Below are 13884 nucleotides of genomic sequence, written 5' to 3'. Positions count from 1 at the left end.
AACGGGGCGAGCGCTCTTAATGAAACCGTACGCCTGCCACACAATTGGCCAATTTTCTGGCCATCGCTAAAATAAGTCGCAGGAATTTCTTCGAATTAGGGGTAATTCCGCGATTTAGCGGAATTCTGGGAGAGCGAACGAGCTTCGCACCTGGGATTAAAGGTGATTCTGCCGCCCATAATCCTCAAATTGGATTCCTAGCGCCCGTTTTTCGTGCGGACCGCCTCCAGAATGGCGCAATTTCGCGGATCGGTGATGCGAAATTTATGCTGCAGGTGCGAAAGGGGCATTTGGTCTTGTTCGTTTCGCAAGGTTACCAAATCGTTAATCGAGGGATTTCAAACTGTCGCTCTTTCACTGGGGGGTGAAAACATGACCTTTGAAACGCGTAAGGGGCACTTCTTTGCTCCGACTACAGTCCATAGTGCTGCTTCTGCTGAACCGCTCGTTGAGCGTCCTGCAGGAGATATTGCCAAGCGTGGGCTCGATCTGCTGCTTGTGCTCGTTTTCGTGCCGTTGCTTGTTCCGCTTTTGCTCGGGGTTGCCGCGCTTGTCTGTATGACGAGTTCGGGGCCCGTGCTTTTCGGACACGTCCGCGTCGGACGGGGCGGCAAGAAGTTTCGGTGCTGGAAATTCCGGACGATGGTCGTCGATGGCGACCGGATCCTGGAAGAGCATTTCCGGCGTTTCCCCGAAGAGCGCACTATCTGGGAAGAAGAGAGAAAGCTGCACGACGACCCGAGGGTCACGCCTTTGGGGGCTGTCCTGCGCAAGCTCAGCCTCGACGAACTTCCGCAGCTGATCAATGTGCTTGTCGGCGAGATGAGCCTCGTCGGGCCGCGTCCCGTCGTTGACGAGGAAATGCGCAAATATGGCCGCTCTGGCCGTCACTATCTGCGTGTGCGTCCCGGTGTGACGGGCCTCTGGCAGATCAGCGGACGTAGCGACACTGGCTACGCGACGCGGGTGCTTCTCGATCGTCACTACGTGATGTCGTGGAACGTGCTGCTGGACATCAAGGTTCTGGTTCTCACGATCCCGGCGGTCCTGTTTGCGAGCGGGGCGAGGTAGCTGTGCCAATGTCCCGTGTCCCGTTACGGCGTTTCCTCTTTCCGTTGGCCGTGACTGCGCTGACTGCCTTTCCGGCCTATGCCGAAAAGCTTGAAGCCGGTGATGTTGTCTCGCTCAATATCGTTGAGTGGCGCAGCGTCGCCGGTGAAATGGCGCAATGGGCCGCGCTGAAGGGGCCATATGAAATCTCGTCCGACGGTGCCTTGGATATCGGGTTTATCGGGAAGGTCGAGACGAAGGGGCGCGAGGCTGAGGCTGTCGCCGAGGAAATCTCGGCGCGGCTGAAGGATACGTTGGCGCTGACGGAACAACTCGATGTTCAGCTGAGCATCACGCAGCGTGCGCCGGTGATCGTCGGCGGGCTCGCGAGAAAGCCGGGACCGGTGGACTTCACCTCCGGGATGACTGTTCGCCACGCCCTCGCTCTCGCGGGCGGGCTGACTGGCGTCTCCGGCGATGGGACGATGTCCCAATATCTTTCGATCGCGGCACAGGAGGCCCAGCTGGCGCGGCAAGAGGGCGATTTGCGCCTGCGCATCGCGCGTCTCGACGCGGAACAGGCTGGCACCAGTGATGCGAATTTTCCGACGGCTGCCTCACTCGGGCAGGATGGTGAGCTGCGCGTTGCACAAGAGCAGTCGCTTCTGAAATTGCGGCTCGACTCGGCGAAGCGCAAAAGCGAACTCGTGGACGGGCAGGTGACTCTCCTGACTCAAGAGATCGACAAGTTGCAGCAAAAATCCAAAGGCTTGGACCACCAACGGGAGTTGATTGCAGAGCAGCGCGACAAGGTTGCGCAGCTCGTTGATCGCGGCCTGAGCCCCAGTAACCGGGCAATCGAAGCCGAACAGAAGCTTGCCGCAATCCAAAGCCAGATCCTCGATGTCGACACCGCGATTTTGCGGTCTCGCCAAGCACTGGCCCGCGCCGAGAATGATCGTCTCGATCTGGGCGCCGGGCGCATCACACAGCTGCTGAACGATAAGCAGAAAGCGGAATCCGAACTTTCCGATGTGCGCGAACGCCTCGATCTTCAACGTGGGCTGATGCGGCTGGCCGTGCCGAGCGCTATCGGCGCAGGCTTGGCAGGCGAAGAGGGCGGCCCGCAATTGCAGGTCGTCGTCACGCCTGCCGGAGGGGGCACTGCGAAGACCGTTGCCGATTTCGACACGCGGCTGTCACCGGGTGACCTCGTGGAGGTGACGCTTTCGCGTGACCCCAACGAGACAGCGTCCTCGACGGAAGCTCCGCAAAAGCAGGCGGCCGGAAGCAACGGCTGAGGCGCGTCCCGCCTATTCGCCGCGTCGCAATCGGATCGCGTAAACCATCGCGCCGACCGTGATCACCGTGATCGGATCGAACTGGAAGAAATACGTCACTTCGACCAGCGACAGAACGAACTGACGGATCATGAAGGCCGCGAAAAAGATCGTTTCGGCGCGCACATCGCGGATCGCCCAGACAATCACGACATAGCCCGCCCAGAAGACGAGGCCCGTCTGCAGAAGTGCGAAGGGCAGGCCGAGCTCCACGGCGTTCGTGAGCAGGGTGTTGTGGAAGTGGAAACCGGATTTCGACGCGATCCCGAACTGCGCCCAGATTTCCTCCGCGACGGGCTGACCGGGAATCCAGAACGCCTGGAAACCTGTGCCAAGAACCGGACGTTCCGCAATCTGTCTTAACGCGATCGCCCAGAGGTCGGTGCGCCCGGTGAGCGTGACGTCCTTGCCCGTCGAATGGAAGAACCATGACTCGACATGGCTGAAATTCGCCATGATGAGCAGAATTACCAGAAGCAATAGCATCGACATCATGACGAGCAGGAAGAACCGCTTCCATGCCGAGGTTCGCGAGAGAAGCACGATCCCCACGGCGACGGCCAAAGCCCCCACGCTCGCAAGGATCGCGCCGACGGATTGCGCTTTCACGAGAAGCAGCGCGGCCAGCAGGGTCATCGCCACGCCCGAGTAGCGCAGCCATCGCGGCAGGCTGCGGTCGAAAAACAGCGGCGCCGCCGAGATGAGCAGCATCGAGGCGGTGCTCGCCATTGCGTTCTTGCTGTGGAATATCCCGAGGAAGCCCAGCCCATCCGCGCGCTCCCGACCCAGCACCGCACTGATGATGTTGACCGCGGCGAAAGAGTAGAAAACGGCCTTGTAGTAGTTGAGCGGGGACAGGCGCCGCGCAATCAGGATGGCGACCATGAAGGTGAATGTCAGAAGGATGCCGTATCGAAGGCTGAGAGCTGGCGCATCCGACCAGAGCACCGAAAGCACGGTCCAGCCGGGCAGCGCGAGAAGCCACCACATATCGACGATCTCGTCGCGCGAACGCCATGGTTGCCGAAGGATCAGGAAGCACCCGACGATCAGAAAGCCAAGCGCGCCGAGCGTCCCGATCTTCGGCGTGATGTGCAGGATGAACAGCGCCAATGTCGCGAAGAGCGCCGTCGGGCTGATCACGATCTCATTTCGATACGGATAGCCGCCATGTGCAGTTTGGGCCGTCATGGTTCCTTGCACAGCATCGATTCAGGGAATTGGCATGTCTCGCCGAGCGGCGTGTAACCGACCCAGTCGATCGTGTAGCGCAAGGGGCCGGGGGGCTTCTTATAGCGCCCCATCCATTCGCTCAGCGTCTGCGTGCTCCAGAAGGACAGATAGATCTTCTGAGCCGCGCTGGGTACGCCTGAAGTGACCTTCAGGATTTCCTTGCCGTCGGCATACCATGTGATCGCGCCCGGCTCCCAGCGGAAGGCAAGCGTCTGGAACCCTTCGGTCGTCGGTTTCGGCAGGGGGAATTCCCCGCCGCCCATCGGTTTGCCCGAGAGGTATCGATTGAGCGAGACTTTCGAGGGATCCTTGGTGAGAATTTCGATGTCGATCTCGTCATGGGGCATGCCGTGGACCGGCCCGATATAGGTGAAGAACGAAGCGTTGAGCCCCGAATTCTTCGGCGTGTTCAGCCGCACCTCGTAAGTGCCGTAGCTGTATCTCGCGCGGGTCTGAATTTCGGCGCACAGGTTGGTCTTGTCCGGTCCCGCTTCGGGTAGGAAGAACATGACCAGTTTGCTTTTCTCGAGCTTGAGGGCACGCCGTGCCCAGGTGCAGCTCTGGTGGTCGCCGTTGGTCCAGCCATCGGAGATATACCATCGCTTCTTGTTGAAGCTGTCGAAACTGTCGAAGAAGGCACCGCCCAGAGGTTTCTCCGCGCGGGCGAGGCTCGGTGCCAAAATGGCGAGAGCGACGAGACAAGAAAGGATGCGTAAGATCGACATGCAGCCTTTGTACCGCGCCCCGCAGTCGAATCGCTCGGGCTTTGGTGGCACATGCAGGAGGCCTCGGGCGTAGCTGTCTCAAAGCGATGGATTTTTTGGCGTTTCGCTTTCTGTGGCTCGCAAATGCAGCGTGATGCAGACCTGACTTCGGCAGCTTTCTTGTCAGGCGCGCGTGCCGCCGACTCGGCAGCCTGCATGGGGTAGCGTGTCTTCATCACTGGTGGAGACTGTCTTGGCCGAGCGTATCACGGTTATCATGGCGAACTGGTGCGGCGCGTCCTATCTCGCGGCTGCAATCGCATCGCTACGCCGCCAAACCGTATCGGACTGGCGGCTGATCATCTCCGATGACGGATCGGATGATGACAGCGTGGCGATTGCACAGGATTTCGCGCAGCAGGATCCGCGCATCGAAGTGCTGACGGCAGACAAGTCTTCCGGACCGGCCACCGCGCGCAATCGCGCGCTCGAGCGGGCCAAAGGCGAGTGGGTCGCCATTCTCGACAGTGACGACCTCATGCATCCAGAGCGGTTGGAGCGGATGCTGGAAGGGGCGGACGCGCTGGGCGCGGATGTTATCGCGGATGACATGGTGTTCTTCGGGACCGTGCCGGGATCGGGCGGTCGCACTTTGCTTGAACCGATGTCCTTGGTGGCTCCGCTCGAGATTACTGCGAAGCTGTGGGTCGAGGCTGCGGCGCCGGAGACCGAGCTCCCGCCGCTTGGGTATCTCAAGCCGATGATCCGTCGCTCGATCCTCGGCGATCTGCGTTACGATCCCGATCTGCGGATTGGTGAGGATTTCGATTTCGTCCTGCGTCTCTTGCTGAAGGGGGCGAAGTTCTGTGCGTTGCCCGACCCGATGTATCTGTACCGTCGACACAATGCCTCTATTTCACATCGGCTTTCGCCTGCTGCCATCGACGCAATGGTCCGCGCTCAGCAGCGGTTGTCGGAGGGGCTGGACCCAGCCGTTGCCGCGCAGTTGGCCGCGCGCCATCGCGGGTTGCGGAAGATGGCAGACTTCGAAGCGCTCGTGGCCAACCTGAAAGCCCGGCAGTTCGCGGTGGCAGCGATAAAAATCGTGCGGCGTCCGTCTCTGGCGCAGGACGTTCTCCGAAGTCTCGCCGAGAGACGCAAAGGCAAAGACGCGATTGACCAGGAGCGCCGCGCGGTTCAGGTCTCTCTCGGGGCCGAGGAAGGGGCTGACGTGCTGGCCGATGAAATCGCGACCGCATCCGTCGCGGAGAAAATGCATGTCAGCGTACCGAAGCCGGTCGCGCCCGGTGCGATGTGGGCCTCGCCGCCCGCGAAAATGGCCGCGAAGTTGAGCGCTCTTTCCGAAGCGAATGACGTCATCCCGGAGGCTCTGGATGGGGCAGGGGCCTGGGCGCGGTGGCTGTTGCCGCAATGGGCGCAGGAACAGGCCTAGGCGGATCCGACCAGCCAAACGCGTTCTAGTCCTCGGGTCGAAGCAAGAGGCGGAGCGTGTTTGTCGCCGGCGCGGAGGGTTGCTTTTGGGCACGCAATTTGTCCCGCAGGATACCCGACGCGATCGGTATGAAGTTCCGCGGCGGCTTGATAGAGAAGCCGAAGGCCGCCCCGAGACCGTCCTGCGCCTTGATGTCGAGAAAGCGCCGCAGCAGGTAGCGGTCGCGGATCTGGTCGTGATGCCGACGCATGGCGGAATTTGCCGCTCGGGGCACCGATTGGTCGTCGAGATGTGCAGAGGCCGCTGTCATCAGCGCGCCGAGATCCTTCGTCCCGTGCCGGCCCGAGAGCGAGTTTTCCCGCACACGCGCAGCGTAGCCGCATTCGCTGGTGACAAGAAATTTCGCGCCGCGCGCAAGCATGCGGACATAGAAGTCGAAGTCCTCGCCCAACCGCAGGCTTTCGTCATAGCGTAGAGCGTGCCGGTCCAGAAAGGCGCGCGACATGAGCGGCTTGAGAAACCCAAGCTCTCCGCGCGTCTCGCCGCGTTTGCCCATGTTTCCTTCGACGAACCCGGCCAGATCGAGTTCGAAAACCCGCGTCTCACTGTCGGGAAGCCGGGTAGGGTCGAATGCCTGCGCCATATCGGCGGGCACGAAGGCGATATTGTCCGCGATCAGATCCCAGCCTTCATAGGCGAGGAGGCGCGAGAAGCGGCCGGGGAGCAGAAAGTCATCTGCATCGAGCACTGCCAGAAACGGGGACCGGGAGGCGGCGATTGCACGGTTACGACCCGCGGCCGGCCCCTGATTGCTGTCGTTTCTAAGCACGATCAGACGCGCGTCCCCCGCTGCGGCCTCCTGCGCGGCCTCTGCACTTCGGTCCGTGGAGGCATCATCGACCACGACAACTTCCGCAACCTCTGGCTGTTCGAGTGCGGACCGGACCGCATCGCCGATCGTGTCTTCGGCGTTATAAGCAGTGATCACGACGCAAATCTCTGGGGTCATTGCTTGGTTTCTCCCACTTCGCCGACGGGCTTTCGTGTGCGCGCGATCACGTTAAGGAAGGCGTTCGAGAGGAAGGCCCGATTGCTTTCGCGCACCAGACGCCACAGGTCGCGCCCGCAGAGGCTTGCCAGAATTTCGCGCCGTCTGGGGAAACTCAGCCCTTTCTTCCAAGGCTGGAAGACCATGTCGCGAACGGTTTCGGCAGAACGGTCGGTAAGCAGTTCGTGCGATCGCGGCGGGAGGCCGTCTTGCCCGATGCTGGTCGTTGCGAGGGCCATGGCGAAATCCAGTGTTTCCGAGAGGCCCGTCTGTCGGGCGAGCTGTTCGAGCTGATCCCGTTCGCCCAGCTCGAGACTCTCGAATGCCTTGATCATGTCGAGGGCCACAGAGCCCGCAGGTTCATGCGAAAGAAAGGCTTTGCAGAGCGTGATTGCGGCGATCAAACACATGTCTGGCGGGGACGGCACCGGCAGTGTGCTATTCGCGACCGACTGCCTCACCGCCCGATGCAGGAAGCCCACCAAGTTCCGAGGGCGCGGCAAGCCGGGCTGTTGGACGCTATGGTGCAAGTCCACGAAGATGGGTTGGTCGGGCGCTTCGAAATGGCGTTCGCCGAGGAAATGCACCCACCAGCTGCCGAGTTCGGCTTCGGTGGGCTTGAACCCAGCCTCTTCGAGGATCTTTCCCGCCGCGATCCGGTCCTTGGGCGCGACCAGTATATCGACATCCCCGGACGGCTTGAAAAGGGGCGTGCCGTAGAGCCGGATTTGCTGCAGCGGGCCTTTCAGGTGAAGGTGCGGAATCTGGCCAGCATCGAGCGCTTTGGTGATCTCGGCGGCGAGCTTCAGCCCGCGATTATTCGAAACCATTCCGCGCATGCGTCCGAAGTTGAGCTCAGCGTTCACCTGCTCGGCCGCGTCGCCTTGAAGGTCTGGCCACCCGGGGTGCATCAACAGCTTGTTCACGCGCGCGATTTCAAAGAGAAGGCGAGGGTCGGTGCTGATCGGCGGCGCTTGACCGGATGCCATTTTCCGGAGAATTTCGACCTGTGTCGAACAGTCGCGCAGCTTCACGTAAATGAGCTCTTTCTCCGGAAAGCTCACGCGCCTACCTTCACGAAATCGCGAATCGAATCCATCGAGAGATCAACCCCAGGTTGAATTGCGCGACTTTTTAATTCCCCCAAGGTTGCAATTTTAAATGTCCAGCTTTCTGGCGAAATTTTAACGCGCTCATTTCTTGAGCGGGTTTTCGGACAGGATGCTCGCATATTGGACCCCCTGAAATCGGCCGCGGGAATATTGCCTTGATTTTGCCTGTTATTTTCGCAGCGAACTGAAGCTGTGACGCTCCGAATGGACTAAGGTTTGACTCAAGTGGAGCCTGATTAAAGACTTTAGGAGGCGCAAGCCAAAATGAGTACGTAACGTCAAAAGGGGGTATCTACTGATGAAAACGTATACTCGTCCGCAGCTTCAAAAGCACGGCAAGCTCGAAGACCTGACCCACGGTGCAGGTAGCACCACGATCGCCGACCAGGTGCTGCCGCCCGGTACGGATATTGCGGGTCTTACCTTCTCGTAATTCGAAAAAAAATGAGAAGGACAGGGGCGTGGTCTCGCCTCTGTCCACTCTATGCAACGTGGCTCTCAAGGTGTGGGTGGGTAGTCTATGAATGCAATGTCCCAATATCGGGTTCGTTCCGAATGTGTTGCTTGTCCTTATGGTGACGGCGTCGCGATTTTGGATTTAAATTCCAATGCCTATTTCAGTCTGGATTCCATCGGCGCCATCGTCTGGAATCTATTGGGTGACGAAAAGAGCGTCGAAGAAATTATCGATACGATTTCGGGCGCTTATTCTGTTCCGCGCGACACCGTTGCCGAGGATGTCTCGGTGCTCCTGAGCGACCTTCATGAAAACGGTCTCGTCGAGGCTTCGTGAAATGCGTTGGAAACGGCCGATCCTTCACGACGCTCGACTGTTGTTCGAGGCCTTCGTGACAGTCGTGCGTGTGCGTGTCGATCTGTGGCGCCACCGCCACGATGCATTGCGCAAGATCGTGGTGTCCAACGCCGCGCGTTTTCCGGAGCCGAAAGCCGCCGACCGCGGCACTCTCGCTGAAATTTCATGGGCCGTGGCGGCTGCTGCACGTCTCGTGCCGCAAGCGACCTGTTTGACTCAGGCCACGTCGGGGCAGCTCTTGCTCGCACGTCGCGGGATCGACTCCACCGTGCGCCTGTCTCTGCCGATGGGCGGGGAAGAGTTTCGCCCGCATGCCTGGCTGATGTCCGACAATATTATCGTGCTGGGTGGAACGCGCGCGGAATTCGCGCGCCATACGCTGTTGAAGAATATGACGGCGTTTGCGCAAGGCGAGGCGCGCCCATGAACCGGCCCGCACTGCATTGCGCAATTGGCGGTTTCGCGGATCCCGCCAAGCTGGCAGCCGTTCCCGAGCTGCGGAACACCGTGGTTGAGGCATCCGCGCGGTCTTCGGTTCTCATGTCGGGGCCGCAGACGACGCGCAGCGCAACCGGTGCGCTTGTCGCGGCCGATCTGGACCTGACCCACCTGCGCGACACGGCGCGGCGTCTGGCGATGCCGCCGAACAGCTCGGCCATCGAACTTGTTGCCGCAGCCTATGATCGCTTCGACGACGAGCTCGGCCATGTGCTCGAGGGGGCTTTCGCGATCGCAATCTGGGATCCAAAGCGCGCAACTCTTGTCGTCGTCCGGGACCGGTTTGGTCTCAAGCCTGTGGTCTATCGGGCCAATGCGCGCGGGCTTGCGTTGGCGAGCGATCCCGAAGCCGTCATCGCGATGACCGGAGACCGTCCGGAGCACGACGTCCTTTGGATCACCGAACATCTCTCGGGACAGCTGACCAATCAGACGCGCACGGCTTGGAAAGATATCGTTCGTTTGCCTCCGGGAAAACTGATGCACTATCGCGATGGCACCCTGTCGCCCCAGCGCACGTGGTGGAGCCTCGAGCCCCGCGACCTGAGCGCGGCCGAGCAAACTGACGAGGCCTTGCGGGATGCGCTCTCGGACGCCACCGGCGAGGCAATGAGCGGGGGCTCCGCCGCCGCGATGCTCAGCGGGGGCCTTGATTCAAGTTCGCTGGCGATCCTGGCGTCGCGATTGTCGTCAGAGCCTTTCCCGACCTACTCGCTGCGGTTTCCCTCTGCGCCTGAACTCGATGAGGGCGAATATATCGATGCCGTTCTGGAGGCCGGAAACTTCCGGCCCACGATGCTGAATGGCGGCGTTGGAACAGCACTCGATCCAACGCTTTCGGACCTTTTCCTCACGAACCAGCAACAGCCGTTTCCGGGCTTTGGCATGGTGACGACGCATACGATCTGTTCCGCGGCGCGCGCGGATGGCCATGCCATTTTGATCGACGGGCATGGCGGCGACGAAGTCATCGGTGGCGCGTCCTTCTCCTATCTCAACGAACTCGCCCGGTCGGGTGAATGGGCAAAGCTTTGGACGTTGCTGAGAAAGCTGCATGGGTTCGCGGGGGGGCGTGGTGCGGTCGCGTCCTTCGTGATGGCCTATGCGCGCCACGGCGGAAACCGTAGCGCCGCGAAATTGGCGGGTCGGTTGCAGCGTCGGCTTTTCAGCTCGAGCGATCCGGCCCAACCGGATTGGTTCAGCATCGTCGCGCCGGAGCTGGTTTCGCGTTTGGATCTGCGCGCGCGTTCCGAAGCCGCGAGCACCGCACTCTATTCGGACATGCCATTTGGGTTTGCGACGCATGCGCGCGCGCTCGCCGGGGATCTGACGCCGAGCGCGTTCGAGCTGCTTGATCGAGCCACGCGCCCCTTGGGGCTGCAGTTGCGGTTCCCGTTCTACGACCGGCGCGTCGTCGAGCTTTGCGTAAACCGATCCGATGTGGACAAGATAAAGAACGGACAGCCGCGCGCGCTGATGCGCGATGCGATGAAAGGCATCCTGCCGGAGCATGTCCGATTGAGATCGACGAAGGTCGACTTCACCGCCAACAATCGCCGCGCGATGCGCGAGGATCCGCAGGGACAGTTGCGGCGGTATATCGACAACCCGCCAGAACGACTTGAGCCATACGTCAATATCGCGCGCCTTCAAGAGACCGCGCGGGCGCTGTTCGACACCTCCGCCGATGCCGGTGGATTGGAGGTCATGCAGCTCTGGCGCGCTGCGTGGCTCGACATGTGGCTCGCGCGGGAAGAACGCGCCCGCCAACCGATTGCATCTGGAATAGAACCGATAAGGGAGGTCCACGCGTGACCGAACTCGAACATATTGAAGCCGCGCAGGGGCTCGGCGCCCCCGCATATTCCTACAGCACATATGGCATGCAGGTTGTTTCCGATATTGAACTCCCGGAACTGGCCTCTGTCGTGCCCGGCTCGGTTGCAGAACCGCGCAGCTTGCGCATTCGCCGTGCGCCGGTGGAACTGCCCGAAAACGCCAGATCTTTCCCGACCTGGTACGAGTTCGGCACTACGGAAACACGGTTCTACTGGCAAACGGTCGGGGCCTTCTCCGTCAATCTCGACGGTACGGAAATTCTCTGCGAGCCCGCGGAGAGTGTCAGCGACGACCTCATCGCGTTTCCGCTGCTTGGCCCGATCCTGTTCGAGGCGCTCCGGCGTCAGGGGCATTTCGTCCTGCATGCGAGTGCGGTCGCCCTCGGGGGGCAGGCCGTCGTTCTGATGGCGGACAAGGGCACGGGGAAGTCGACCTCCGCGGCGGCATTGCTGAATGCCGGTGGCAAGCTCCTTGCGGATGACCTCGTCGCCTTTACGCCGGACGGGGAGGTTCTGTCGGGCTTCGGACAGGTAAAGCTGTCCGACGCGGCCCTTGAGGCGCACCGGCCGCAGAAGTCCGTCGCCCGGGGCGATGTGCATGCGGCAATCGACAAGAAGCGGGTGCAGCTTCCTCGCGATGCGACGGCAGAATATGCGGCTCCCGCCGTGCGTCTCTATATTCTCGAACGCGGAGAGGACGAGATGGCTTCCACAGCCGACGTGGCCGCCAACCAGTCGCTACCCGCGATCCTGCGGTTCTCCTACGGAGTTCGCTTCGGAGAGAACCTGCTGTCGGGAGAGCCGGCCAATCGCCATTTCCGGGACGCCGTTTCGCTTGCCGGGCGGGTGAAAGTCCGCATCTTGCGCCTTCCCGCAACGCTTGACGCCATGACCACCCTCGCAGATGCCATTCGCGCCGATCTGAATACGGATCGCGCAATGACCGGAGACGAGGATTGAGCGACGTTCTCTCCGCCAGAGCGTCTCTGAGCGAGGCGCGCAACCTCTTTACGACGATGCGTCGTGCGGCGGGCAACAAGCTCTATATTGCCTTGGGCATGCTGATGCTGAGTAGCCTCAGCGAGGGCATTTCCGTCCTTCTGCTTCTGCCGATCCTGAGCCTCGTGTCCCGTTCGGAGGAAGGCGCGCCGATCATTGAGATCACTGAGCGCGAATTCATGGGAGTGACGATTCCCGCCTTCACGCTCCCGCTCGCCGTGCTGCTCTCGATGCTCGTCTGCTTTCTCATTCTGCAGGCTTTGTTCAACCGGATGCGCACAGTCTATGTCACCGACATCCAGCTGAGGTTCTCCGCGATCTTGCGGCATGGTTTGTTTTCCGCCATCGCCGAGAGCCGGTGGGATCATCTGGTTCGCCAGCGCAACGCCGATCTGGAACATGCGCTGGTCGGCGAGGTGGAGCGGGTTCGGATGGCGTCGATGTTGTTGATGTCGCTTATCCAGGGCTCTGCATCGCTTGTGCTCTACGTGGCGCTGGGGCTGATGATTTCGGTGCCGATGACGGTGTTATCCGCCGTATTTGGCGTCGTCGCCTTTCTTGCGCTCAGGCCTTACCGGAAAATGTCTGCGGAATACGGAGTGAAGCTGCAGGGGCTCCGGCGCGATCAGTTTCGTGCGGTCTCGGGTTTCCTGTCGGGGCTAAAGACGGCGAAAGCGATGAACCTCGAAGAGGCGGAGATTGCTGGGTTCGACGCGATCCTTGATATGGAGCGGACGGACACGCGCGAATTCGCGCGGCGCACCGCGACCGGCTCCGGGATTTTCCAGATCGCCCAGGCGATCGGCGCGGTGATCTTCATTTACCTGTCGCTCGTGCAGCTCGGCCTCGCGATTTCCGAGATTGTCGTCTTGCTGCTCGTGATGATGCGGCTGGCCCCGCGGTTCATGACGCTTCAGCAGCAGGCGCAGATGTTCCTGGTGAATTTACCGGGGTGGCAGCACATTCGAAATGTCCAGGGTGAGATGATCCGCCAGCGCGACGTTGCAGCGGGATTGCCGATCGCGACGCGCGCGCCGTGGCACGAGATCCGGCTGGAAAACGTATCCTATCGTCACGGCGAAGGCCTGCCGCGTGCCTTGGAGGATGTCAGCCTTACGGTTCGCGCGGGCGAGGTGACGGCGCTGATTGGGCCGTCGGGCTCTGGAAAATCGACCATCGCGGATCTGATTTGCGGCCTCATCCGGCCCGAGACCGGCAAGATCCTCATCGACGGTCAAGACCTCGATCCGATGGATATCCGGAGCTGGCGGCACCGGATTTCATACGTCACGCAGGACACCTATCTGCCACCGATGACGGTGCGCGAAGCTTTGCAGGTTGGCGCGCCGGATGCGGATCAGAAGGACATGGAGGCGGCCCTCCGCGTCGCGTCCGCGGACTTCGTCTTCTCGCTTCCCGCGCAGCTCGACACTCTGCTGGGGGAGCGTGGCGTGCTGTTGTCAGGGGGAGAACGTCAGCGGATCGCGCTGGCACGCGCTTTGCTGAGAAAGCCCGAGCTGCTGATCCTCGACGAGGCGACGAGCGCGCTCGACTGGCAAAGTCAGAACCGGATCGTGGCGAACCTTGCGAAAATCGAGACCCCGATGGCAATTCTCACGATCGCGCATCGTTATTCGATGGTCGAATTCGCGGATATGGTTTTCGCGTTGGAAGAGGGTCGGATCGTCGAAAGCGGTGCGCCTGCGATCCTGCGCACCAAGCCCGACGCAAGGTTCATGAAAATGCGTGATGCCGAACGCAGCACGAGCCGCGCGGTGTGACATTAAACGGTGCG

General features: G+C 61.1%; 13 protein-coding genes. 9 read left to right on the top strand and 4 right to left on the bottom strand.

Translation table 11 applies throughout. The features are described from left to right. Positions 1–372 precede the first annotated feature (372 nt). Together BMI85_RS06160 and BMI85_RS06155 are read left to right on the top strand one after the other, a co-directional pair. Positions 373–1071, top strand: a complete 699-nt coding sequence (locus BMI85_RS06160; RefSeq protein ID WP_078569956.1) for a sugar transferase — start codon at positions 373–375, stop codon at positions 1069–1071. After that, positions 996–2351 carry a polysaccharide biosynthesis/export family protein gene (locus tag BMI85_RS06155; RefSeq protein WP_143595009.1) on the top strand — a complete coding sequence of 452 codons (1356 nt, stop codon included), beginning with the start codon at positions 996–998 and terminating at the stop codon, positions 2349–2351. The genes BMI85_RS06160 and BMI85_RS06155 overlap by 76 nt, the downstream gene beginning before the upstream one ends. A gap of 12 nt (positions 2352–2363) precedes the next feature. Here the strand turns inward: BMI85_RS06155 and BMI85_RS06150 are convergent, their stop codons facing one another. Together BMI85_RS06150 and BMI85_RS06145 are read right to left on the bottom strand one after the other, a co-directional pair. Beyond that, positions 2364–3581 carry an O-antigen ligase family protein gene (locus BMI85_RS06150; protein ID WP_078600202.1) on the bottom strand — a complete coding sequence of 406 codons (1218 nt, stop codon included), beginning with the start codon at positions 3579–3581 and terminating at the stop codon, positions 2364–2366. Next, the gene (locus BMI85_RS06145) at positions 3578–4303 is read right to left on the bottom strand and encodes a family 16 glycosylhydrolase (RefSeq protein WP_210402320.1); all 726 of its coding nucleotides are present in this window, start codon (positions 4301–4303) and stop codon (positions 3578–3580) included. Before BMI85_RS06145 ends, BMI85_RS06150 begins: the two co-directional genes overlap by 4 nt. Before the next feature lie 277 nt (positions 4304–4580). Between BMI85_RS06145 and BMI85_RS06140 the strand changes: the two genes are divergently transcribed. After that, a complete protein-coding gene (locus BMI85_RS06140) occupies positions 4581–5780 on the top strand; it encodes a glycosyltransferase (RefSeq protein ID WP_078600200.1) in 1200 nt (399 codons plus the stop codon). A 25-nt stretch (positions 5781–5805) separates the two neighbouring features. Here BMI85_RS06140 and BMI85_RS06135 read toward each other — a convergent pair whose 3' ends face one another. Further along, complete coding sequence (locus tag BMI85_RS06135) at positions 5806–6789, bottom strand: glycosyltransferase family 2 protein (RefSeq protein ID WP_078600198.1); 984 nt, start codon at positions 6787–6789, stop codon at positions 5806–5808. Then, the gene (locus BMI85_RS06130) at positions 6786–7892 is read right to left on the bottom strand and encodes a nucleotidyltransferase family protein (RefSeq protein WP_078600196.1); all 1107 of its coding nucleotides are present in this window, start codon (positions 7890–7892) and stop codon (positions 6786–6788) included. Before BMI85_RS06130 ends, BMI85_RS06135 begins: the two co-directional genes overlap by 4 nt. Before the next feature lie 346 nt (positions 7893–8238). On the opposite strand from BMI85_RS06130, the gene BMI85_RS21765 reads away from it, so the two are divergent. From BMI85_RS21765 to BMI85_RS06105, 6 genes are all read left to right on the top strand, one after another. Continuing rightward, positions 8239–8373: a hypothetical protein gene (locus BMI85_RS21765; protein WP_256365664.1), complete on the top strand. Its 135-nt coding sequence runs from the start codon at positions 8239–8241 to the stop codon at positions 8371–8373. A gap of 87 nt (positions 8374–8460) precedes the next feature. Further along, a complete protein-coding gene (locus BMI85_RS06125) occupies positions 8461–8733 on the top strand; it encodes a PqqD family protein (RefSeq protein WP_078600194.1) in 273 nt (90 codons plus the stop codon). Then, positions 8705–9181: a lasso peptide biosynthesis B2 protein gene (locus BMI85_RS06120; protein WP_078600192.1), complete on the top strand. Its 477-nt coding sequence runs from the start codon at positions 8705–8707 to the stop codon at positions 9179–9181. Before BMI85_RS06125 ends, BMI85_RS06120 begins: the two co-directional genes overlap by 29 nt. Positions 9182–9390: 209 nt before the next feature. Further along, complete coding sequence (locus BMI85_RS06115) at positions 9391–11067, top strand: asparagine synthase-related protein (protein WP_168174744.1); 1677 nt, start codon at positions 9391–9393, stop codon at positions 11065–11067. Then, a complete protein-coding gene (locus BMI85_RS06110) occupies positions 11064–12050 on the top strand; it encodes a hypothetical protein (RefSeq protein ID WP_078600188.1) in 987 nt (328 codons plus the stop codon). The genes BMI85_RS06115 and BMI85_RS06110 overlap by 4 nt, the downstream gene beginning before the upstream one ends. Beyond that, positions 12047–13870: an ABC transporter ATP-binding protein gene (locus tag BMI85_RS06105; protein WP_078600186.1), complete on the top strand. Its 1824-nt coding sequence runs from the start codon at positions 12047–12049 to the stop codon at positions 13868–13870. The genes BMI85_RS06110 and BMI85_RS06105 overlap by 4 nt, the downstream gene beginning before the upstream one ends. Positions 13871–13884 lie beyond the last annotated feature (14 nt).

The sequence above is a fragment of the Thioclava sp. DLFJ4-1 genome (assembly GCF_002020145.1).
GTDB lineage: Bacteria > Pseudomonadota > Alphaproteobacteria > Rhodobacterales > Rhodobacteraceae > Thioclava > Thioclava sediminum.
The sequence above is the reverse complement of the archived record's forward strand: the minus strand, read 5'-3'. Positions and strand labels throughout refer to the sequence as shown.